At 59.9% G+C, this 20,789-nt stretch carries 34 protein-coding genes and 1 pseudogene; 29 read left to right on the top strand and 6 right to left on the bottom strand.

Annotated features, from left to right (window positions below; genetic code table 11):
• The 6 genes from ABMD26_RS08260 to ABMD26_RS08235 form a co-directional block, all read right to left on the bottom strand.
• Entirely contained in the window at window positions 1–1,155 is a 1,155-nt protein-coding gene (locus ABMD26_RS08260) for a tyrosine-type recombinase/integrase (RefSeq protein ID WP_354308969.1), read from the bottom strand.
• Between the two features lie 210 nt (window positions 1,156–1,365).
• The gene (locus tag ABMD26_RS08255; protein ID WP_354308967.1) at window positions 1,366–1,542 is read right to left on the bottom strand and encodes a hypothetical protein; all 177 of its coding nucleotides are present in this window, start codon (window positions 1,540–1,542) and stop codon (window positions 1,366–1,368) included.
• Window positions 1,539–2,267, bottom strand: a complete 729-nt coding sequence (locus tag ABMD26_RS08250; protein WP_354308965.1) for a hypothetical protein — start codon at window positions 2,265–2,267, stop codon at window positions 1,539–1,541. Before ABMD26_RS08250 ends, ABMD26_RS08255 begins: the two co-directional genes overlap by 4 nt.
• Window positions 2,264–2,488 (bottom strand): carbon storage regulator CsrA, encoded by a 225-nt coding sequence (csrA, locus tag ABMD26_RS08245; RefSeq protein ID WP_354308963.1) that lies wholly within the window; start codon window positions 2,486–2,488, stop codon window positions 2,264–2,266. Before csrA ends, ABMD26_RS08250 begins: the two co-directional genes overlap by 4 nt.
• Before the next feature lie 70 nt (window positions 2,489–2,558).
• Complete coding sequence (locus ABMD26_RS08240; RefSeq protein ID WP_354308961.1) at window positions 2,559–2,942, bottom strand: response regulator transcription factor; 384 nt, start codon at window positions 2,940–2,942, stop codon at window positions 2,559–2,561.
• 81 nt (window positions 2,943–3,023) lie between these two features.
• Complete coding sequence (locus tag ABMD26_RS08235; protein ID WP_354308959.1) at window positions 3,024–3,779, bottom strand: LexA family protein; 756 nt, start codon at window positions 3,777–3,779, stop codon at window positions 3,024–3,026.
• A 107-nt stretch (window positions 3,780–3,886) separates the two neighbouring features.
• Between ABMD26_RS08235 and ABMD26_RS08230 the strand changes: the two genes are divergently transcribed.
• From ABMD26_RS08230 to ABMD26_RS08090, 29 genes and pseudogenes are all read left to right on the top strand, one after another.
• On the top strand, window positions 3,887–4,171 hold the full coding sequence (locus ABMD26_RS08230) for a Cro/CI family transcriptional regulator (protein WP_354308957.1): 285 nt from the start codon (window positions 3,887–3,889) through the stop codon (window positions 4,169–4,171).
• Window positions 4,172–4,306: 135 nt separating this feature from the next.
• Window positions 4,307–4,624, top strand: a complete 318-nt coding sequence (locus tag ABMD26_RS08225; protein ID WP_354308955.1) for a hypothetical protein — start codon at window positions 4,307–4,309, stop codon at window positions 4,622–4,624.
• Window positions 4,624–4,893 (top strand): hypothetical protein, encoded by a 270-nt coding sequence (locus ABMD26_RS08220; protein ID WP_354308953.1) that lies wholly within the window; start codon window positions 4,624–4,626, stop codon window positions 4,891–4,893. Before ABMD26_RS08225 ends, ABMD26_RS08220 begins: the two co-directional genes overlap by 1 nt.
• Window positions 4,890–5,192, top strand: a complete 303-nt coding sequence (locus ABMD26_RS08215) for a hypothetical protein (RefSeq protein WP_354308951.1) — start codon at window positions 4,890–4,892, stop codon at window positions 5,190–5,192. The genes ABMD26_RS08220 and ABMD26_RS08215 overlap by 4 nt, the downstream gene beginning before the upstream one ends.
• Window positions 5,189–5,953, top strand: coding sequence for a BRO-N domain-containing protein (locus ABMD26_RS08210; protein WP_354308949.1), 765 nt, complete (start codon window positions 5,189–5,191; stop codon window positions 5,951–5,953). Before ABMD26_RS08215 ends, ABMD26_RS08210 begins: the two co-directional genes overlap by 4 nt.
• The gene (locus ABMD26_RS08205) at window positions 5,950–6,540 is read left to right on the top strand and encodes a hypothetical protein (protein ID WP_354308947.1); all 591 of its coding nucleotides are present in this window, start codon (window positions 5,950–5,952) and stop codon (window positions 6,538–6,540) included. Before ABMD26_RS08210 ends, ABMD26_RS08205 begins: the two co-directional genes overlap by 4 nt.
• Window positions 6,537–7,274 (top strand): helix-turn-helix domain-containing protein, encoded by a 738-nt coding sequence (locus ABMD26_RS08200; RefSeq protein WP_354308945.1) that lies wholly within the window; start codon window positions 6,537–6,539, stop codon window positions 7,272–7,274. Before ABMD26_RS08205 ends, ABMD26_RS08200 begins: the two co-directional genes overlap by 4 nt.
• A gap of 16 nt (window positions 7,275–7,290) precedes the next feature.
• The gene (locus tag ABMD26_RS08195) at window positions 7,291–8,079 is read left to right on the top strand and encodes an ATP-binding protein (protein WP_354308943.1); all 789 of its coding nucleotides are present in this window, start codon (window positions 7,291–7,293) and stop codon (window positions 8,077–8,079) included.
• Window positions 8,079–9,433: pseudogene (locus ABMD26_RS08190) on the top strand (tyrosine-type recombinase/integrase). Before ABMD26_RS08195 ends, ABMD26_RS08190 begins: the two are co-directional and overlap by 1 nt.
• A complete protein-coding gene (locus ABMD26_RS08185; protein WP_354308941.1) occupies window positions 9,426–9,719 on the top strand; it encodes a hypothetical protein in 294 nt (97 codons plus the stop codon). Before ABMD26_RS08190 ends, ABMD26_RS08185 begins: the two are co-directional and overlap by 8 nt.
• Window positions 9,719–10,267, top strand: coding sequence for a hypothetical protein (locus ABMD26_RS08180; protein WP_354308939.1), 549 nt, complete (start codon window positions 9,719–9,721; stop codon window positions 10,265–10,267). Before ABMD26_RS08185 ends, ABMD26_RS08180 begins: the two co-directional genes overlap by 1 nt.
• A gap of 152 nt (window positions 10,268–10,419) precedes the next feature.
• Entirely contained in the window at window positions 10,420–10,680 is a 261-nt protein-coding gene (locus ABMD26_RS08175) for a hypothetical protein (protein ID WP_354308937.1), read from the top strand.
• Window positions 10,681–10,840: 160 nt separating this feature from the next.
• On the top strand, window positions 10,841–11,149 hold the full coding sequence (locus tag ABMD26_RS08170; RefSeq protein ID WP_354308935.1) for a hypothetical protein: 309 nt from the start codon (window positions 10,841–10,843) through the stop codon (window positions 11,147–11,149).
• Window positions 11,150–11,547: 398 nt separating this feature from the next.
• Window positions 11,548–11,877 (top strand): phage holin, lambda family, encoded by a 330-nt coding sequence (locus ABMD26_RS08165; protein ID WP_185795407.1) that lies wholly within the window; start codon window positions 11,548–11,550, stop codon window positions 11,875–11,877.
• The gene (locus ABMD26_RS08160) at window positions 11,874–12,299 is read left to right on the top strand and encodes a hypothetical protein (RefSeq protein ID WP_354308933.1); all 426 of its coding nucleotides are present in this window, start codon (window positions 11,874–11,876) and stop codon (window positions 12,297–12,299) included. Before ABMD26_RS08165 ends, ABMD26_RS08160 begins: the two co-directional genes overlap by 4 nt.
• Window positions 12,202–12,420 carry a hypothetical protein gene (locus ABMD26_RS08155; protein ID WP_354311810.1) on the top strand — a complete coding sequence of 73 codons (219 nt, stop codon included), beginning with the start codon at window positions 12,202–12,204 and terminating at the stop codon, window positions 12,418–12,420. The genes ABMD26_RS08160 and ABMD26_RS08155 overlap by 98 nt, the downstream gene beginning before the upstream one ends.
• 245 nt (window positions 12,421–12,665) lie before the next feature.
• Entirely contained in the window at window positions 12,666–12,905 is a 240-nt protein-coding gene (locus ABMD26_RS08150) for a hypothetical protein (protein WP_354308931.1), read from the top strand.
• A 3-nt stretch (window positions 12,906–12,908) separates the two neighbouring features.
• Window positions 12,909–13,247: an HNH endonuclease gene (locus ABMD26_RS08145; protein ID WP_354308929.1), complete on the top strand. Its 339-nt coding sequence runs from the start codon at window positions 12,909–12,911 to the stop codon at window positions 13,245–13,247.
• Between the two features lie 140 nt (window positions 13,248–13,387).
• A complete protein-coding gene (locus ABMD26_RS08140) occupies window positions 13,388–13,894 on the top strand; it encodes a terminase small subunit (RefSeq protein ID WP_354308927.1) in 507 nt (168 codons plus the stop codon).
• The gene (locus ABMD26_RS08135) at window positions 13,894–15,579 is read left to right on the top strand and encodes a terminase large subunit (RefSeq protein WP_354308925.1); all 1,686 of its coding nucleotides are present in this window, start codon (window positions 13,894–13,896) and stop codon (window positions 15,577–15,579) included. The genes ABMD26_RS08140 and ABMD26_RS08135 overlap by 1 nt, the downstream gene beginning before the upstream one ends.
• Window positions 15,580–15,581: 2 nt before the next feature.
• Window positions 15,582–16,799, top strand: coding sequence for a phage portal protein (locus tag ABMD26_RS08130; protein WP_354308923.1), 1,218 nt, complete (start codon window positions 15,582–15,584; stop codon window positions 16,797–16,799).
• Window positions 16,783–17,427 (top strand): HK97 family phage prohead protease, encoded by a 645-nt coding sequence (locus tag ABMD26_RS08125; RefSeq protein ID WP_192136667.1) that lies wholly within the window; start codon window positions 16,783–16,785, stop codon window positions 17,425–17,427. The genes ABMD26_RS08130 and ABMD26_RS08125 overlap by 17 nt, the downstream gene beginning before the upstream one ends.
• Window positions 17,424–18,644, top strand: coding sequence for a phage major capsid protein (locus tag ABMD26_RS08120; RefSeq protein WP_354308921.1), 1,221 nt, complete (start codon window positions 17,424–17,426; stop codon window positions 18,642–18,644). Before ABMD26_RS08125 ends, ABMD26_RS08120 begins: the two co-directional genes overlap by 4 nt.
• 49 nt (window positions 18,645–18,693) lie before the next feature.
• On the top strand, window positions 18,694–19,053 hold the full coding sequence (locus ABMD26_RS08115; protein WP_354308919.1) for a hypothetical protein: 360 nt from the start codon (window positions 18,694–18,696) through the stop codon (window positions 19,051–19,053).
• Window positions 19,053–19,352 (top strand): head-tail connector protein, encoded by a 300-nt coding sequence (locus tag ABMD26_RS08110; RefSeq protein WP_354308917.1) that lies wholly within the window; start codon window positions 19,053–19,055, stop codon window positions 19,350–19,352. The genes ABMD26_RS08115 and ABMD26_RS08110 overlap by 1 nt, the downstream gene beginning before the upstream one ends.
• Window positions 19,352–19,672, top strand: a complete 321-nt coding sequence (locus ABMD26_RS08105) for a head-tail adaptor protein (protein ID WP_049859351.1) — start codon at window positions 19,352–19,354, stop codon at window positions 19,670–19,672. The genes ABMD26_RS08110 and ABMD26_RS08105 overlap by 1 nt, the downstream gene beginning before the upstream one ends.
• Before the next feature lie 10 nt (window positions 19,673–19,682).
• Window positions 19,683–19,853, top strand: coding sequence for a hypothetical protein (locus ABMD26_RS08100; protein WP_354308915.1), 171 nt, complete (start codon window positions 19,683–19,685; stop codon window positions 19,851–19,853).
• A 3-nt stretch (window positions 19,854–19,856) separates the two neighbouring features.
• Window positions 19,857–20,357: an HK97-gp10 family putative phage morphogenesis protein gene (locus ABMD26_RS08095; protein ID WP_354308913.1), complete on the top strand. Its 501-nt coding sequence runs from the start codon at window positions 19,857–19,859 to the stop codon at window positions 20,355–20,357.
• Window positions 20,350–20,736 carry a DUF3168 domain-containing protein gene (locus tag ABMD26_RS08090; protein ID WP_354308911.1) on the top strand — a complete coding sequence of 129 codons (387 nt, stop codon included), beginning with the start codon at window positions 20,350–20,352 and terminating at the stop codon, window positions 20,734–20,736. The genes ABMD26_RS08095 and ABMD26_RS08090 overlap by 8 nt, the downstream gene beginning before the upstream one ends.
• The last annotated feature ends 53 nt before the right edge of the window (window positions 20,737–20,789 follow it).

Raw genomic sequence — 20,789 nt, 5'->3', positions numbered from 1 at the left:
TTATCCTATAGCTTTGCCGAACATATTTTCAGCCGCCGTTCCGGCGCTCGACGTCGCGTTCGGAAGCCACCTGCCGTATACCCTAGCTATCATCGTCCAGTCGGTATGTCCCATCTGCTTTGCCACCCACATCGGGTGCTCACCGGCAGACAGCATCATCGATGCATAGGTATGCCTCGTTTGATATGGCCGTCGGTATCGAACGCCTGACTTCTTCATCGCCGGCATCCACATGGTCTTCCGGATCGGCTGATCACCGGCCCAACGCTCGAGCGTACGAGGATTCTGAAAAATCTCTTGGTCGGCCAGGAACGTGTGAGTTTTTTGGGCCTTGAGCGCCTCCAGCGCGGGGCGTAGCAGCTTGACGCTCCGTCGCCCTGCAGAGGTCTTCGTCACCTCCGCAACACCGCCGGCGGCTTGGGTCATTGCCTTGCTGATAACCACCTCACCACGAATCCAGTCAACGTCTCCCCAGTCGAGCGCAACCAGTTCGCTCGTACGCAGGCCTGACCACAAAGCGAACTGCACCAGGTTCCGGGCCTGACCATTGAGCGCGCCCAGGATTGCGGCCTGTTCATCCGGGCTGAAAGGGTCCACGTCGTCGTCCTTCGGCGGCGCCTCCTTGCGGGAATACGTCCAGCCGGCCAACGGGTTGACCTCGATCAGCTCTTCGTCGCACGCATCGTTAAGAGCCGAACGCAGGCAACTCTGGATATTGCTAAGCGTCTTGTTGCTGACCAGCAGAGTATCGAGCCAATCGCGCACGATCTTGCGCTTCAGGTCGACCAGCATGTGATCGCCCAGAGCTGGCACAAGTCGAAGCTCCACCATTTTCCTGTAGCCTTCGAAGGTACTGCTGGCGATGTGTTTCTTTTTTGCTTCCAGCCATCTGGTCAGAAATCCGTTGACCGTCTCCCGGCTCGCTTCAGGCGCGAACTTCGCAGCCCTAGGCGAACCCGGGAAGGTCACCGAGTAGACGAAATGCCCGATCGATATCGCATGCTCGATCGCCGCTTTGTGCTGCTCGGCCTTCTTCAGATTAGTGGCGGTGGGCTTGAGCGTGATGCGCTCGCGGCACCTGACGCCCCGATACATGAACGTGATCTCGATGCTCGTATCGGAGACCGCCCGAACTCCCCTCCCGCCTCTACCCATTTTTCATACCCCACTACGTCGATAAGGGTCCGGCCATCCGGAGCCCTGTTCCATATCTCACCGAGCCGCCAGATGCCGTCACGGATCTTGGAGCGGATCGCGTCCTCGCTGTAGCCAGACTCGCTGGCGAATTTCCTGACGGTCAAATAGCGCATCTGCTTACCTCATTCCTGACGCGTCATGCTTTTGCTTGGCGGAAAAGCTGTCACGTCATGCCTCCAAGTTGCCGACGATCACTGCCGGCTGGTTGAAGTGATCGGCCAACACTTGGCGGCCATCAATGCCGCACTCGGCGGCCATGGCCAGGACTTCGCCGAAGGTGGTTTCACGGCGCTGCAGGGCGGCGTACAAGGCAAGCAAGCGCAGGCCGATGCTCGAATTGCTCATGTCCGTTGTTCGGCGCCGATGCGTGCCAGTTCGGCCACCAGCTCATCAGTGCGGCCATAGAACCGCCCGGCGTCCTCGTTAACGAAGCGCTCGAGCACTGCCTCGATCGCAGGGCAGGCGACAAGTCCGGACAGGTTGCGCGCCACGATGTCTGGCTCGTCCGAATGTGGCGCGTGGATAAATACCTCCGCCTTGATCTTCAGAACCTTGACTGGACGGAAGCCCGCAATTTTCGAGACCCAGTTCGTGTCCGGGATTGCCCAGGGATACATGCCCATCAACCATGCTGTGGCAGCATTCGCCTTCTGGGTGCTGGACCAATACTGGTGGTGCCCGAAGGCCTGCGGTGCATGCGCGCACATGCGATGGTCCCAGGGCTCCAGTTGAGTCAGGTTGGCGCGGATGACCTGCAGTTCCTCAATGGATGGGATATGCCACCCCCAGGTGCCACGCATGTTCATGCCCAGCACCTTGGTGGCGATGGTGCAGCCCTCGGCGCTCATTGCCAGGGTGTTGGCCATGCCATCGAAGCGGTGTGTAGCTCCCCGAATGCGCGGGCGCGGGCCGGAATGATCCCACCAGGGCGCGGCGCACTCGTACTCGCGGCCAGCCTCGATCAACGCGTACTCGGCGCCGTCGAAGAATATGCGGCCGGCGTAGAATCCGCCGGCGAGCATGTGGCCGATCTGGGGCAGGGCGGCAGGGGAGACCTCGCGGCGCTTCATGGCTGCACCCCAGCTTGCTCAGCCATGCGGGTGTAGTGATCGACCTGGGAGGCCTTAGGGTTGCTGTGGCGGCGCTGGTGGATCTCCTCACGATCGACGATGACGCCGGCGGGCGCTTCGATGCCGAGCCGCACTTGGCCATTGGTGACGCTGATCACAGTGACGACGATGTTGTCGGCGATGACGATGGATTCGCCAGCCCTGCGGGATAAAATCAACATGGGTCTACTCCTTTTCTCAGGGCGAGCAGGGGCCCGCCGCGTTATTTGGCTTTCGCGAAATCAGGTTTGGTTATGCCGCTATAGGGGCGCCTTCGGCACGGCGCATCACCAGTCGAATTTCCGACTTGCGCTCGGTTGGAACCCTGCGGTTGCGCATGGTGTGGTCTTCACCAATCACTGCGTGAACTGAAAGAATCAACACCAGGGCTGTGGCAATTGGAGATATCAGGCCTCGGCGCATTGCCTCGGCTACAAGCGCCGGACGCTTGTAGACATTCAGCTTGTGCATTGCCGATTCAATACGGCCCTTAATCGATCTAGGGGAGAGACCATCACGCTGCGCGATCTGCTTGTCGGACTGGCCTGAGGCTACGGCTAGTAGACATGCAAGTTCACGCTCAGCCAGGCCTAAGCCCAATCTGCCGTGCCAAGAACCGCAGGTGATGAATTCCATGGGGAGACGCTCCGATCTCGTTCAAGATGGAGCTATAGTGCTGGCGGGATTTTAAGCTGTCAATCCTTGCGGGATTATTTTTTACAGGCCGGGTATTCTGGCGTCGATCACTCGACCGATAATCTCCCAGTCTTCGTCCATTTCTATGGGTCGAAAAGACGGGTTTAGCGGCACCAAATATTCAGCGCCCGCATCGTATAAATACTGCTTGAAGGTTTTTTCGCCCTCACGGTGCCGCGCCACATAAAACTTTCCGCTGACCAGGTCAAACCCCTCAGGCCTAACAAGGATACGTGTCCCTTCGGGGAAGCTTGGGCTGCTCGACCCCGTCATGGAAGGGCCGCGTACGTCTAGCCAATAGCCTTGATCTCCAGCATTTTCCGTGCTCTCGAAATAGTCCTCGGCTTCCAACTGTACAGATCCTTCTGGCGATTCCGCTGGTGCGCCGGCAGCAATCCAACTGACCAGCGGATATTGGCGTGCTTCACGCCACGGCTGTGTGGTCGGAACGATGTTCTCAACCTTGAATAGAGCCATCTCCAGAGCATCGGTGACCTTTCGATCGCGGACGTAGCCAGTCATCTCATCAATGATATTTGCGAGTCGAGGGCTGAACTCCCGAACAGAGACGCCAAGCAGTTTCGCGACCCTGCTGGCAAAGTCCACGTTGAGCGCATTTCTGCCGTTCAGGTAGTGGCTGAATGAGCCCTGATTCATGCCCAGCGCTTCGGCAGCCTTTTCCTGTGTCAGCGCCAGCTCACCACGCCTTGCCAAGTAGATGGCCTTCAGTGCTGCGCATTCTTGAGCTTGAACTTCGGAGAGAGGTTTCTTTTTCATCGCGGCACCATATGTCCGGCGGGAGTGAAATTCAAATGCCGCTAGCATTGACATTAAAAAATCCCGCAAGCACTATTTAAAAAGGTCATAAATCTGGAGACAGCCAAGTGCAGCGAATACCACTTGCTGAATATGCATCGCGACGCCACGCCCAGACCGCGCGCCGGTTGAACATGAGCCAAGGCTCCCTGAGCAAAGCGATCCGGGAAGGCCGTTCTATTTTTGTTATTGAGCAGGAAGATGGCGTGATCTCCGCTGTGGAAGAGAAGCCTTTCCCTGGCCAGCGACGCCAACCTGTCATAGGCAACGAGACAAATAATAGTCCCTCAGGGCTTGAGGGTTCAGGGCCTAACGTACCTGTGCATCCATCCAGTGAGGTGCAAGCCCGATGACTCCCTCGCAATTCCAGTTTTTGTTGTCCGGATAGCTTTCGACCGGACACAAAAAAGCCCGACCTAAGTCGAGCCTCTTGTTCAGTACCCGCGCCAACGGGAACTGCGCATTCACTTTGCTTCAGGAAAACCAAAATGCAATCAGAAAATATCACCACCGGCCCGGCCGCGCAAGCCCTACGGACCTCAGCTGTAGGGTTCTGCGATACGCCCATCGACAACCAGGCCAGGCAGATGATGCAAGTCATGCCTGGCATTGATTGCGTGGACGCTTTGCAGCAGGCCAAGGTCTTGTCATCAGGCTTGGGGCAGCTTTGCCGGCATCTTCACGACAGCCTGAACGCGGGCGAGATGGCTTACTGCGACGGCGTCGAGGCTATGGCCTTCCTCGCCGAAACCGTAAGCGCGCTCGTCTGGGCAGTACAAAAAGGCCAACACGGGGAGGCGAGCTGATGAAGAGCCAAATCCTCACCACGGAGCATCCGTTCTGCATGCGCGGCCCTGGCGCTGTTCTGGCAGCTGCCGGTGGCGCACCTGCAGTCGAGGCTCTTGAAGCAGCTACAGATCACTTGGAGGCGGTTGTTGCGGGCCTCCGCGACCTGATGAGCACCCCTGAGTGCTCCAACCAGGCCACCCTGATTTTTTTCGCCGCTGAAAATGCGCTCGCGTTGGTGTATGGCGCCCACGCCGGCATCGACGCAGCAATGGGGGTTTCCGCATGAGCGATCAAAAGCGTATCGCAGAAGATGCAACCTTCCAGATCGCCTGCGCCATGCAGCATATCGACTGGCTTCGATCAGTCCTCTACGTGCTGCGCGATCGCTTGGATGAGCAAGAGTCGAACACGCAGTACGCAACGGTGGCCGAGCTGGCGATTTACAACGCCGATGACTGGCACAACCAGTTGGACGTGGAGCGGGAGTCGCTCGAAAAGCGCACGACTGAGGCGTTTGATCTTGGCTCTGCTCCACAAAACGCCAGCACAATGAAACGTGGCGCAGTACTTCGGGGTGCCCAATGAACCTGATCCCTTTCAGCTTCAATGGTGCCGAGATCCGCGTCATCACCGATGAGCAGGGTGAACCCTGGTTCATCGCGAAGGACGTTGCCGATCTGCTCTCCTATGCGGACACCGACCAAGCCATTCGCGTCCACTGCAAGGCAGCCAAAACCTGCCCCGTTGAAATGACGGGTCAGGTCCGGCACGTGAAAGTGATTCCCGAGCGCGACCTTTACCGCCTGGTGATGCGCTCGCAGATGCCAGCGGCCGAGGCATTCGAGGAGTGGGTCGTTGGCGAGGTACTGCCGTCGATTCGAAAAACTGGCAGTTACCATCGCCCGCTCTCCCCGGCCGAGCAGTTGCTGGCCAACGCGCAATTGATGGTCGACGTGGAGCGCCGCCAACGGGCCAACGAACAGGCGTTGGCCAGCGTGGAAACCAGGGTCGCTCAAGTCGAGCACACGCGCTACTTCGACAGCACTCCCGCCGGCTTCGAATCGATCACCGGCATTCGTGCGCGCGTCGGCCTGCGCCACGGCATACCGCCTTGGGTGATCAACGAGGTGATGCGCGAACTGCCGTATTGCCCGCGCCCGTATGGTTTCGTGAAGAACAAACACTCCGAAGAAGGTGGCAGGCCTTATCCCGTTTACGCCACGGCTGACGTGACCCGCCTGTTCGACAGGTTCGTGTCCGAGTGCAGCCACGAAACTGAGCAGTTCGCTACCCATCCTGACATCAAGCAAGGCCGGTTCAAGCTGTGCCGGAGGAAGACACTGTGAAGAACGTTTTGAATTTCCCGACCGCCGCCCAGGTGGAAGTCATCGACGAAGCGTATTTCGAGCGCTACGCAGATGCAGCGCTGCTGCTGAAGTGCTTTGAGGTGGTCAAGGACACCCTCGACGTTATCAACGAACCTGAGTATTCGATTGAAAAAGAGGACGACACACACATCGACCTGATCCGGGCTTTCTACGCACTCAAGGTGCTGTTCAATCGCAAAACCGGTCACGACGCGAGCCAAGTGACAAAGGACCATTGGGAGGCGAAGACCCGTCACCTGTTGGGCGGTGGGCCGCCGCCTAACGGGTTCATACCTGTCGTGACTGCGCCGCACAGCCCACTGCCTCCGGAAGCTTTCGACCATCTGACCAATCAGGAGATGGCCTGTGCAGCGCTCAATTACGGCGACCGCGCTCGCGAAGCAATCATGACCAATTCACCTCACGCGCTGCAGACTGATTTGGCGCGCATCCACGCCATTGATGCGACCACTGTCCTGCGCAAACTGGTGCTGCGCTTGTCGGGTGGCTCGGTGGGGGCACTGGCCGATCAGATCAACAGCCGTCATGGGAAGACCCTTCAATGAGCATGGATCTGATGGTGAAGGCCATGAAGACGAAGGTGGGCAACCCACTGCGCAAGCTGGTGCTGGTCAAGCTGGCCGACAACGCCAGCGACCAGGGTGAATGCTGGCCGTCATACCAGCACATCGCCGACCAGTGCGAGATCAGTCGTTCGACGGTGAAGGTGCATATTCGGGAGCTGGAAAAGACAGGTTTTCTCCGCCGGGAGTTTCGTCGCAATGGTGAGTTGAACCAGTCCAACGTTTTTCACTTAACGCTTGATGGTGGGGCGGCAGCTGCCCTAGGGGGTGGGGCGGCAGAAAACCCACCTGGGGCGGTAGAAAACCCAGGGGGTGGGGCGGCAGCTGCCCCCAGAACCAGTCACTCTTTTGAACCAGTCAAGGAACCTAAACCTATGCGCACCAAATGCGCACAGGAAGGGTTCGCTCAGTTCTGGAAGCTGTACCCCCGCAAGGTCGACAAGGCGAAGGCGGAGAAGGCTTGGAACAAGCTGGACATGACCCCCGGCCTTTTCGCTGAGATATGCGCTGCACTCGCCAAGCAAGCCACTAGCTTGGACTGGCTCAAGAGTGGCGGGCAGTTCATCCCGCACGCAACAACTTGGCTCAATGGTCGGCGTTGGGAGGACGAAACGGGCAATAGCGCACTGCCCCCTCTGACCCGCCATACCGGCTTCGACCAGCGCGATTACAAGGCGGGCCTGACTGCTCGCGGGGACGGCACCTATGACTTCTAACGCGCAGTCGGTGTCCATGGCCGTCAGCGGCATCGAGCGCCGGTTTGGCGTGATCGGCAAGCAGCCAGCCAAGTGCACCGCCCACGGCGAATTCGTGTCCATCCTCCGCGCTGGTGCGGCTCCTTCGGGATGCCCCGCGTGCGCAGCGGCAGCGCAGCAGGCGAACGATCTGGCCGAGCAGAGGGCAGTGCAGACCAAAGCGTCTGAAGAGCGTCTGGAGCGAAAACTGGGTGCTTCCCTGATCCCCAAGCGTTTCATGGGCAAAACTTTCGCCGGGTTCAAGGCCGTCACCCAATCGCAGCAGGTCAATCTGGCCGCGTGCATCGAGTACGCCGAACACTTCCCGCAGCACAAGACTGACGGCCGCTGTGTGGTGATGACGGGTACGCCCGGTACCGGCAAGACGCATCTGGCCGCAGCCATCGCCGCCGCCGTCATCGCGCAGCATGGTGTCACCGCTGTGTACCGTACCGTTGGCGGCCTGCTCCAGTACATCAAGGGCAGCTACGGTGCCCAGGCGGAATACACCGAGGCCCAGGCATTCACCAGCCTCGTAGAGCCATCGCTGCTGATCATCGACGAGGTGGGAGCCACTAAACCTACGGAGTTCGAGCTGGCCACCTTGTTCGCGGTCATCAACGGGCGGTACGAACAGCAACTGCCCACCATCGTGATCTCCAACATCGACGCCAAGGAACTCGGCGCGGTGCTGGGCGACCGTAGCGTGGATCGTTTGCGCGAGGGACGGGGTATTGGCCTGGTGTTCGAAGGCGCATCTGAGCGCAGCATGCGGAGGACAGTTTGATGCTCGAGCAAGCCAAGACGGCCACAGTCACTATCAGCGATGCCGAGATCCGCCGGAACGCCGCCGGCGACCTACGACAGCTGCGCGACACGCGTCATCGTGAACTGCGCTTTCGTTACTCGACCACCGACCGTAGCCGAGGCTCCTGGCATGTGGTGGTGGCGGGGCGCTGGGGCAAGGCCGGCAACTTCCCGGGCATCAGTTCCAAGGCAATGCTGGCCAACCTGCCGGAGATCCTGTCGCGGCGCTCAATCAATGCCGAAGCGAAGTCGACCACCACCACCTGGGTGACGGTGGGCGACCTGCTCAGCTGGTACTCCGATCGCATGAGCCGTGACCGCGGGCTGTCGCCCAAACGCAAGGCCAGTGCCAAGTCGGCGCTCAATTGCCACCTGGTCCCGCGATTAGGTGATCTGCCGCTGGCGGACGTTTCCAAGGCAGAGGTAGATCGGCGACTGATGTGGCCGCTGCAGGAGCGCTTCGAGCTGTCTTTTGTGCGCTCGGTCTATGGCGTGGTGGCCGTCGCATTCCGCCAGGCAGCGCGCCTGGACATGATTGCGCGCAATCCCATGGCAGAGCTCAAGTACACGGACTTCGTGCGCACACGGATCAAACCGAAGGCTGCACGGCTGCGGGGTGACGATCTACCTCCGCTCCTACAAGGGCTGGCCAGCCTGTTCGAGTCCTGCCCGGTGGAGGCCATGCTGCCCCTGATGATGCTCTGCCACGGCTCGCGCCTGGGCGAAACGCGGCTGACCCGCTGGAAGAACATCAACCTGATCACTGGCCAATGGTTCATACCTGCTGCGGACACGAAGACCAAAGCCGAACACACCTTGCCGCTGACCGTGCAGGCCTGTTCGCTCCTACAGCGGTACCGGGCAAAACAGGCGGCATCCGGGTACACCGGGCCATTCCTGTTTCCGGGTAGCAATGGCTCGGCGCTGAGCCCCAGCAAGGCGTGCACGGTTTTCACCAGCGTGGCCAAGGGTGAGTGGTCCAGCCACGACTTGCGCAAGGTGGCGCGCACTGCCTGGACGGACCTGGGCGTGGACTACATGGTCGGCGAGCTGCTGCTCAATCACGCGATGAAGGATCTGGACGCCACCTACATCCACACCACCGCTGAGGGGGGCTCAAGCGTCGGGCCTTGGAGGACTGGCACCAGCATCTTGATGGGCAAGGATTCAAGGCTATTCACAGTGGGACATTACCGGGACAGGAAGATGAGGCTAACCCGTTACAAGCCATGAACGGGGCGGGCTGTAGCCCTATCGCGCATCCATCCCAAGGGAGGATGCAAAACCAAATTGCAATCGGCAAGACGCTAATCCAGGAGACCGGTAATGAGTAGAGTATCTGCGGCACTGCCGCGCAAAAGCCTGCAGGAACACGAGCGCAAATTTCTCAAGCTGGCCGGCCAGCACCTGGCGGACGAGAAGGGTGGAGCTGCTGCGATGGCTGATCTGCTGGATATGGTCGCCAGTTGGCATGCGCTGCGCAACGACATCGAGTTCGGCGACTACTGCAAGCGCTGGGTTACTGAGGGCAATGCCAAGACCATCACCTCGGACAAACTGCTGCGCAACCTGCTGGGCCTGGACCAACCACCGCCACGCCGCATTCGGAGGACTGCTTGATGACGGTTTACCGCGATATCGAACACGGTGTAGTACGCGCGATGACACTGGATGCTATTTCGCTGCACAAGGGCGCAGCCTGGCAGAACAAGTACAAGCCTGATGGCTGGGAGCCAGGGAAAAGCGACAACCCGTGCCCGCTGGACCGCATGGAGCAGCTGGCCCAGGACACAATGACCAGGGCTTTGATCCGCCGGGTGCTCTCACCTTTGCACTGGAACCTGTTGGTGGCCTTCTATACCGTGTCGAGCACGGCAGGGCTGCAGCAGGAACGGGCGCAGGCCATCCAGCATCTTGCCAGGTCGGCCCCGGGTAAATCACATTCGCTGTTCCGCGTGAAGTGTGTCACTGCCTGGGCGGTGGAAAAGCTGCCTGACGGGTTCATGCTGTTGCACACATGGGACAACCTGGACGACCCAACGCCGGAGAAAACGCTGTACCGGTGGCGATCAGATATGCGCCGCTGGCTGCGGGAGGAAATGGACAAGGCCTTCCATTCGGCGGGCATCGTTCTGGGCGAGGCGGGGCTCATTGCACAAGCTGCTTGATTTCTTGAGAAAATGAGAATCTAATTACCCACATTGCCATTCTGCGTCTACAGGATGAGCACACGAAGCCCGGCCATAGCGCCGGGCTTTTTGCTTTATGGCGGACCTCAGATGTCGGATAGTGATCTCTCCTTTATCATCGGATGCACCCCATGAAGCGAGACGAGAGTTCTATCGCCAGGTTGTTGAATATTGTGGAGCAGCAAGCGGATTTTGACGGCATTGATCTGCCCCATTTGAAGAGTGAGCATGTTGGACGCCACGGTGAGTGGACTTCAAATGATCAATACAATTTTGATCTGTTAGTAAATGGCGGATTTTTGAGCAAAACACCCGCGAAAGCCATGGATCCAGCCAAGGTGCAACTCACTTGGGCCGGCCATGATTTGCTTGATCAGTTGAATGGTGAATAGGATCTGAAGCCCAGCCCGAGCGCTGGGCTTTCCGTTTGCATGGTTGAGCGGCCTGGTAGCTCGTTGGGCTCATAACCAAAAGGTCGATGGTTCAAATCCAGCCCCCGCAACCATATTTACCAAGCCTCGCCAAATGCGAGGCTTTTTATTAGAAGTGATCATGCCAAAACTAGCTTTGGAAGCTGACGAAGTCTGCCTCGATGACTGGCTGCGCCAGCTGATTGGTACGCTCACTTCACTTAAACAATTTTCCGAATTTCCCTTTGATGAGTTCCATCGCTTGGTCTTGGGCCTGCTTGCTGAGCTTTCCGTGAGTTTCGGTAGCTCCACACCCGACGCAGGTGACCTTCGAGCTACTTGTGGGGTTGCTGGGAATCTCGAAGTTTGTGCTACCGCACTTTTTGCACTTGAGCGTTATCTGCATAGGTTTTTGCCCCGTGAAACCGTTGACGTGGAGTCAAAACGATAGCACGGGTTTTTTGTTTTGATGTGTGTCCATAGCGAGGGTGTCCTCCGGTAGAGCCTGGACACGGTATCGCCGGTCGTCACGTGTTACGAAAGAACACCGGCATTCGAGCATTCTTGACCTGTGCTACTCACTGGAAGGGCTCGATGGGCAGCGTGGGAAGACACGCACGTTATGCAGGTTATCGCGCAGGCAGCTGCGCTAAGTCGGTAGAGGCGTCGTCTAATCCCGTGCGGACAATGGGCGGCTACGCGATGAGAGGGCGGGGTACGTGACCCAGCGATCCGCCCCACTAGAGCTGGAGGTTTGCGCCAGCCACCTGCACCCATTCCGAGCCCTGGCAATCGCCGGGGCTTTTCGTATCTAGCTCCCCAGCGTGGGGAGGCATTCGGATTTCAATCATGCCAGAGAAAGACCCTGACCTCTGGGCCCAGGTATGGCTGCACCTGCGCCTGTACCTGAGCAACCCTCTCTGGCAAGGAGCGATCATGGCAACGGTTATTTCTGGGCTTCGTGTGTTGTACGAGGCCAAAGAGACCAGCAAGCGCCGCATCCTGCTGGAGTCACTGATTTGCGGTGGGCTGAGCCTGTCCGCGAGCAGCGTGATCGAGTGGATGGAATGGCCCTCGAGCCTGTCCGTTGCCGCCGGCGGTGCGATCGGCTTTGTCGGTGTGACCGTCATCCGCGAAATGATCGTGAAGTTCCTCGGACGCAAGGCGGACGGCCTATGAACATGCTCAAAAGCATTGCCGCGGCACTGATCATCGGTTTGGTGGCTGCACTGCTTATTGCCATCCAGCAGTACCGCGTGATCGCGCTGGAAGGGCAGGTGACGGTGCAGACGCGGGCGGCCAAGGACGCAACCGAAGCCAACACCGAAAGCCTGAAGACCATCACCACGCTCCAGGCCGAGGCCAAGCGTAACGCCAACTACCTGGCCGATCTGCAGCAGCGCCTCAAGGCCAGCGAAGACAAGGCCCGCCAAGCGAGGAAGGACTTTGAAGACCTCAAGCGTAAGAGCCCGGCTGTTCGCAAGTGGGCTGATCAGCCTTTGCCTGACGGCCTGCGCGGCAAGCCCGCCACCAGCGCCGGCAAGGACATCGGCGGTAAGGCTGGAAGCGCCGGTAATGGTGCCGTGCGAACGGGTCAGTGATAGCGATGACAACCTGGCGCTGAACGGCGACCTTTGGGCGCTGAAGGATCGGGCCATCAACCTGCTCGATACCTGCGCTGATCAGGTCGACGCGCAGATCAAGCGCAGCCAGAGCAAATAGCCGATGCCCACCAAACAGGAAGCCGCCATAGCCCGGCTACTCGGCGAAGTGTGGAACGCCTACCTGGCGCTGCCTGTTGAGCACCCAATGGAGCGGACCGAGTTCTGCACTGCTATCCATCGGTGCCAAGACATTGTGCTGGCCCGGAGCGGTCGACGCGCACTGGATGCCGATGCGGACAGCGCCACAAATTCATAACCGCCATTTTGTGGCGCGACTACAGCAGCAGGGCTGCAGGAGACTGTATGAGTGAAGTACTCGAATCGGCCGCTATGCCGATGATTGGTGTCGAAGGTTTCAGTTTGTCTGCGCCGCTCGCTACAGGCTATGAGCTGGAGAGCGCAATCAGCCAGACCGTTGACCTGGTGAAGCATGCCGAAGGCTTCCTTGCCGAACGCTTATCCAGGCATCTGGACGACCTTCTTGCGCTCCAGCTTCAGTCGCTTGCTCGTATCGACCACGCTCCACTTATTGGTCAAGGCTAGTCGATGGCCCGTTTGAAGACCCTTGCTAACCGAGTAGCTACTCAAGGTGACCGAGTGGGCATCGCCCCTCCGGCCACATGGCGCGCGGGGAAGACCACGGCCAACCAGCGAGGCTACAACTACGCCTGGCAGAAGGCGCGACTGGTGCATCTGGCAGCTCATCCGCTGTGCGTGTACTGCGACCGAGCCGGGTTGGTAGTCGCTGCATCGGTGGTCGACCACATCGTCGCCCACAACGGTGACCAGAACCTGTTCTGGGATCGTACCAACTGGCAATCCCTCTGCAAGCCCTGCCATGACGGTGTGAAGCAGCGCGAGGAGGCCGCAGGTCGGGCGATTTGACCGGTTCGGGTCGAATTTGCACGGTTTTGGTGCGAAAAATGGCCGGTAGGAGGGGGGGGTCAAAAAAATGGGTTTTCCCGGTTGCTAGACCGCCCTCGACCGCACGTACAGATTTTTTCCCGCTCAGGATTTTTTGTTAAATGGCACTCACCCCCAAAAAGCGCGCATTCGTCGATGCGGTGAGGGGAGGTGCGTCCAACAAAGATGCTGCGATAGCCGCAGGATACGCGGCTTCCAGCGCTGCGCAGGCTGGCGCCAGGTTGGCGAAAGACAGGTTCGTGATCGAGGCTTTGACCGGCCAACCAGTTAACAAAAAAGTTAACAAATTTGTTAAAGGCAGCCCCCCGGCTACGGCGGAACCTTCGGTAGCCGACGGTCAGGATCTACCGGCTGAGGAGCAGGGCGACCCGGCCTTCGATCTGTCGAGGGCTCTGCGGTTTTCTGATCCGAAGGACTTCCTGCTGGCGACGATGAATGACTTCGAGGCCGAGGCCAAACTGCGTGTGGACGCAGCCAAGGCGCTGATGCCATTCATTCACCCGCGCAAGGGCGAGAGCGGCAAGAAGGAGGTGGCCAAGGACAAGGCGGCCGGTGCCGCTCAAGGCAAGTTCGGCGTGCGTAAAGGCCCGCTGTCGGTGGTGAAATGATGGAGTGGTCAACCGCCTGCAAAGACTGGGAGCAGCGCATTGTTGCCCGCCAGAGCTTGATCCCGTTCGACCCGCTGTTCCCAGATCAAGCGGCCGAGGCGCTGGAAGTGTTCGGTGGCCTGCGCATGGTGGATGCCACCGGCAGCCCACTAATGAGCGAGACCGTGCGGTCGTGGGTCAACGAGTTCGTCGCCGCCATCTTCGGCGCCTATGACCCGTACAGCGGTCGCCGGATGATCAGTGAGTTCATGCTGCTGATCAGCAAGAAGAACGGCAAGTCGACCATCGCCGCCGGCATCATGCTGACCGCCCTGGTGCTGAACTGGCGGACCTCGGGCGAGTTCATCATCCTGGCCCCGACCAAGGAGATCGCCGACAACTCCTACATCCCGATCAGGGACATGGTCAAAGCCGACGACGAGCTCAAGGACCTGTTCAAGGTGCAGGATCACCTGCGCACGGTTACCCATCATCAGACAGGGGCCACGCTGAAGGTGGTGGCAGCCGACAGTGAAACCGTCTCGGGCAAGAAAGCCATTGGCGTGTTCATTGACGAACTCTGGGTCTTCGGCAAGCGAGCCAATGCCGAGGCCATGTTGCGCGAGGCTACCGGTGGGCTGGCCTCGAGGCCTGAGGGTTTCATCATCTGGGCAACGACCCAGTCCGATGAGCCACCTGCAGGCGTCTTCCGGCAGAAGCTGCTATATGCCCGCCAGGTGCGAGACGGCGGCATCGTCGACAAGTCGTTTCTGCCAGTGCTCTACGAATTCCCGAAACACATGATCGACGTCGGCGCTCACCGCGATGTGAAGAACGCGTACATCACCAACCCCAACCTGGGGCTGTCGGTGGACGAGCCATTCATTGAGCGCGGGTTTGCACAGGCGCAGATCGACGGAGAAGAGTCGTTTCGCGGCTTCCTCGCCAAGCACTTGAACGTCGAGATCGGTCTGGCGCTGCGCTCCGATCGCTGGGCTGGCGCCGAGTTCTGGGAGGTCCAGGCGAAGGCGCCCGGTCTGACGCTGGATGACCTGATCGAGCGCTGCGAAGTGATCGATATCGGCATCGATGGCGGCGGTCTGGACGACCTGCTGGGCTTCGCGGCGATTGGTCGCGACAAGGCCACACGGCAATGGCTGCTCTGGACCCACGCCTGGGCCCACCCCTCGGTGCTGGAACGCCGCAAGGCCGAGGCGCCGCGGCTCCATGACTTCGCCAAGGAAAACCACCTGACCATGGTCGAGCTGATCGGCGATGACCTGGAAGAGGTCGCTGATCTGGCCGCGCGCGTTGAGAAGGCTGGCCTGCTGGACCAAGTCGGTGTCGACCCGGCCGGTATCGGCGGTGTGCTCGACGCCCTGGTCGCGGCGGGTGTGCCCCAAGACAAGATCATCGGCATTTCGCAGGGCTGGAAGCTGGGTGGCGCGATCAAGACGACCGAGCGCAAGTTGGCCGAGGGCGGCCTGATCCATGGCGGGCAACCGATGATGGCCTGGTGCTGCGGCAACGCCCGCGTTGAGCCGCGCGGCAACTCGATCCTGATCACCAAGCAGGCATCGGGCTCGGCCAAGATCGACCCGCTCATGGCGACCTTCAACGCGGTATCCCTTATGTCACTCAACCCCGAAAGCAAAGGCGGGATGGATGACTACTTGAAAAACGGTTTCTTCGACCTTGTAGGCTGACTATGGCATCTCATTGGTACAACCCGCTGTCCTGGCGGATGTTCGGCTATGAGGATCCGAAAACCGGCGACCACGTCGAAGTCGACATGACCGTCGGCGGCAAGGCGACCAAAGCCGGCGTGCGCATCACTCCGACGAAGGCGATGAACATCAGCATCGTCTGGGCCTGCGTGAAGATCCTCAGCGAAACGGTGTCCGGACTGCCGCTCAAGCTCTACGACGACAAGGACGGCCAGCGGCAGATAGTGAAAGCGAAAGACCGCGCCAGTCGGATCTTGCGCAAGCCGAACCCGTACATGACGCGGCTGAATTTTCTCAAGGCCGTGGTGGTGAACATGGCGCTGCGCGGCAACGCGTACGCAATCATCGAGCGCAATGGATCAGGTGACCCAATCGGTTTTACCTTGGTATCGCCGGACAACGTCACCGTCGACACGCTCGAATCTCGGTTGATCTATTACGTCAACCTTGATGGCAATCGTGTTCCGGTATCTCCGGAGAACATGCTCCACTTCAAGCTGTTCAGCACCGACGGCATCAACGGCATGTCGCCGGTGGAGCACCAGGCGGAGACCATCGGCCTGGCCAAAGCGGCACACGACTGGTCGGCGCGGTTCATGCGCAAGGGTGGGTTCACCGGCGGCTACGTCATCTACGACAACTTCCTCACCGCTGAGCAGCAGGCTCAGGTGATGGCCAAGTTTCCCGACGTGCGCAAGGCCGACACCGAAGACCTCGGCAAGATGGCCATCCTCCAGGGTGGGCCGAAGATCGTGCCCGCTGGCCTGACCCAGAAAGACAGTCAGTTCATTGAGTCCCAGCAGTTCCAGGAAGAGGCCTTGGCCGGCGTCTGGGGCGTTCCGCTGTACCTGGCCAACCGTGCCAGCAAGACCTCGATCATGGGCTCCAACCTGGAGCAGCAAACCAGCGGGTTCGTGACGTTCGGCGTGAAACCCTACCTCGACGCCATCGAAGACGAGCTCAACGACAAGCTCTACGCAGATACGGATCGGTTCGTCGAGTTTGTCGTCGAGGGTTTGCTGCGGGCCGACAGTTCCGCGCGCGCTTCGTACTACGGGTCGGCGCTGGGTGGCTCGGGGGGCTCTGGCTGGATGAGCACCAACGAAGTTCGCGAAAAGGAAAACCTGCCGCCGCTGGTAGGCGAAGAATACAACCGGGTCACCCGGTGGGAGACGCAAGGCAATGCTGACAAAAATTGAGTTTCCCTTCGAGGTCAAGGCCGTCGACGACGCTGGCAACTTCGAGGGCTATGCCGCGGTGTTCAACAACGTTGACCTGGGTGACGACGTCATTTTGCCGGGCGCCTTCACGAAGGTGAAAACCACCCGCGCGGGCCGTCTGAAGCTGGCGCTGTTTCATGATCTGACCCGGCTCATCGGCTCTGCGGACTTCACCCAGGATGCCCACGGCCTCTACATCAAGGGCAAGGTCAACCTGGCTGTGAGCTATGCGCGCGATGCGTATGAGCTGATGAAGGAAGGCACGCTGGACAGCATGTCCATCGGCTTCAACACGCTACTGGCCGCGTACGAAGAGCGCGAGGGCCGCAGCATCAGGATCATCAAGCAGGCTGAGTTGTGGGAAGCCTCGCTGGTGCCTTTCGGCATGAACCCGGAAGCCACCGTTACCGACGTCAAATCGGACATCAGACTTTTTGAGAAGGCACTGCGCGACCGCATGGGCCTTTCGCAAAAGGAAGCGGCAGCTGTCGCTTCGCTCGGCTACTCCGCTGTGCACCGTGATGGTGGCGCAGCGGCCACGGTGATCGTGGATGAGCTGAAAGACATTTCAACCCTGTTCACTCAACATTTCGGAGCATCACAATGAGCGAAGTGAAAGAGCTGCGCGACTCCCTGGACAAGCAACTGAAAGAAGGCTTCCAGGGCCTGCAGCAAAAGTACGACCACGTCACCGAAGAGCTGCAGAAAGGCAACTCCGTGACGCTGGAAATGAAGTCCAAGATCGAAACCCAGAAAGGCGAGCTGGAGCGCGTCATCGAGCAAGTGCAGAAGCTCGAGGAAAAGGGCATTCAGCTGCGCAACCATGGCGGGGAGAAGAAAAGCTTCATCGATCTGGTCAAGGGCAACGACGCCTACAAGGCACTGCAGCAGAAGAACCAGAACCAGGCCGAGATCGAAATCACCAAGTCCGACATGGCTTCCATGTCTGAAACCAAGCTGACCAGCGCGGGCCTGGTGCCCACGCAGTGGGATCCTGTCATCCAGGATCGGCCGCGCCAGGATCTGGTGATCCGCGACCTGATCCCCACCACACCGGTGGATGGCCAGAGCTACAGCTACTTCCTCGAGAAGCTGCATACCCGCGGTGCTGGCATGGTTGCCGAAGGCGCGGCCAAGCCGTCTAGCGACGTCACGTTCGAGCAGAAAACCGACAACGTGCGCAAGATCGCCGTGTGGATGCCTGTCACCGACGAAGCGCTCGACGACATCCCTCAGCTGTACAGTTACATCCAGGAACTGCTGCGCTACGACCTGAAGCTCAAGGAAGAAGGGCAGATCCTCAAAGGCGACGGTCAGGGCAACAACCTGAACGGCATCATGACCCAGGCCAGCGCTTTCAACGCTGCCCTGGGCCAGGCTGGCGATACGGCGATCGATACTGTGCGTCGTGCGATCTACCAGGTCCGCAAGCAGTCCAAGCGCGGCGCTGACGCGATCGTCATGACCGACCTGGACTGGATGAACATCGAGCTGCTCAAGGATGCAGACAGCCGCTACCTGTTCGCCAACCTGCAGGGCATGGTCACTCCTGTGCTGTGGGGCCGTCCGGTCGTGGTGTCCGACAGCATGGACGAAGGCGTGCCTGCTGCTGGCGGTGTAGCGGCCACCGGCGGTGAATTCGTGGTTGGCTCGTTTGCCCAGGGCGCCCGCCTGTACGACCGCATGGCCTTCACCGTGAAGGTGGGTTGGATCAATGACGACTTCGTGAAGAACCAGCGCGTGCTGCTGGTGGAAGAGCGCCTGGGCCTGGCGGTTCGCCGTCCATACGCTTTCGTCAAAGGCCGCTTCGCGGCTGCCAAGTAACCCTTCCAGTCGCTGGGGGCCTGCGGGCCCCTTTTTGTTGAGGTGATGCATGAAAATTCGAACCCTGTGGGGCTTTGAGGGTGACCCGGTCAAGTTGGGTGTGGCTTTGGCGCGGATCCACGCTGGCGAAGTTCTCGAAGATGTTGATGACGAGTATGCCTATGGCTTGATCGGCAAGGGCCTGGCCGTTCAGGTTACCGACGGTGCTGCACCGAAGGAAACCAAGCCGGCCACGGCAGCCGAAAAGAAAGCGGCAGCAGAAAAGGCTGCAGCGGACAAAGCGGCAGCTGAAAAAGCTGAGCAGGAGCGGTTGAAAGAGCAGGCGGCACAGGAAGAGGCCGACCGCCTCGAGGCCGAGGAAAAGGCCAAGAAAGAAGCCGAGGATAAGGCTAAGAAAGAGGCGTCGTAATGATCGCGCTCGCCCTGGTCAAGACGCACCTGCGCGTCGACGGGGTCGAAGAGGATCAGCTGATCGAAGGCTATATGGCGGCCGCGCTGGCTCACGTCGAACAGCACTGCGACCGTGTGCTGGTCGAGGGCGTCCCCGTGCTTCCGGACCAGATGGCGCTGACCAAGGATGTTCAGCAGGCGGTCCTGCTGTTGGTAGGCCACTGGTACGCCAACCGTGAAGCGGTGGTCATCGGCACAATCTCCTCGGAGGTCCCGCTGGCCGTTGATCGATTGCTCTGGTACAGGAAGAAATTCTGATGCGAGCCGGGCCCCTTCGACACCGTCCCACCCTCTACAAACCTGTGCGGGTCAAGAATCGAACCGGTGGCTTTGATGACACCTGGGTCGATTCTGGCCAGCTGTGGGCCGAGTTCACGTTGCCCACCGGCCGCATCGAAGCGGTGGCTGAACAGCTGTCTGCCATCGTAACCGCAGAAGTGCGAGTCAGGCCCCGCGCCGATCTGGTCGCCGGCTGCCGCCTGGAGAACAGGGGCGTCACCTATCTGATCGTGGCAGCGCTGCCGGACAACGAGCTTTCGATGCTCCGGCTGCTCTGCACCAACGTTCCCAACCCTTGAGGATATTCCCATGAAAGTTCGAGCACTGGCCGATCTGTCCGGTACCGTAGGCGATCGCGCCGCCGGCGACGAGTTTGTCACCGACGCCACCACCGCCCAGTCGCTGATCGACCGCGGCCTGGTGGCAAAAGTCGATGACGACGCGGGCGCCCCCGCCAAGCCCGCCAAGAGCAAGGAGTAAGCCGTGGCGCGCCGGTCCCGCATGTCCGGCGACTTCAAGCTGCGCCGGACGCTACGCAATATCCATCAGACGATGGACAACGAACTGCGCCCGGCCATGCAGGAGGCCGCCAACAAAATCCTGGCCACCATGCAGGCGACCGTGCCGCGTGACACCGGTGAAGCGGCCGGCGCCCTGCAGGCGTTCGTGTCCAAGAGCGGGCTGGATGCGCAGATTGGCATTCGGGGCAAAAAGGACAACCGTCGATTCTTCTACCTGCGGTTTCTGGAGTATGGAACCAAGGGGTACGACGGCAAGAAGCGCGCGGGCAACCGCAACCGCTCGGTCAAGAACAAGTCCGATGGTGCGCATTTCTTCGGCAAGTATCCCGACATTCCCGCGCTGCCGGCACACCCATGGTTACGGCCTGCCCTGGACGTGAACCGGGAGGTAGTGCTGGCAGACATTCGCGCTGCTGTGAACCGAACGCTGAAGAAGGCCAGCCAGGGGGTGAGCGATGGCTGATCCATCCGTGGCTCTTCAGGTGGCGCTGGTCGCGCGGCTGGAGGCCGAAGTGACATGCCCCATCTACGATGGCGCGCCACTCGACACGCCGATGCCGTACCTCTCCATCGACCGCGAAATCTCGACCAACATCAGCCCTATCGCCGGCCGCAAGCGGCAGATGCGCCTGATCTATCTCACCGTCTGGTCAGATGCCCACGGGCAAGCCGAGGTGAAGCGCATCAACGCCGAAGTCACAGCCGCATTGGATGAGCGCCGTTTGCCGCTGGAAGAGGGCCGGGCGGTGTCTGTCCGGGTCGAGCGTGCGGATGCGCAGCGCGATGCCGACGGTGTCACCTACATGGGCGCTATCACGGTGCGCGTCATCACCACTCACTGATTCAACATCGGCCGCCTCGCGGCTTTATCCAATGTGCCTTTTGGAGGAATTTC

The sequence above is a fragment of the Pseudomonas sp. PvP001 genome (assembly GCF_040546375.1).
GTDB classification, from domain to species: Bacteria; Pseudomonadota; Gammaproteobacteria; order Pseudomonadales; family Pseudomonadaceae; genus Aquipseudomonas; species Aquipseudomonas coleopterorum.
The sequence above is the reverse complement of the archived record's forward strand: the minus strand, read 5'-3'. Positions and strand labels throughout refer to the sequence as shown.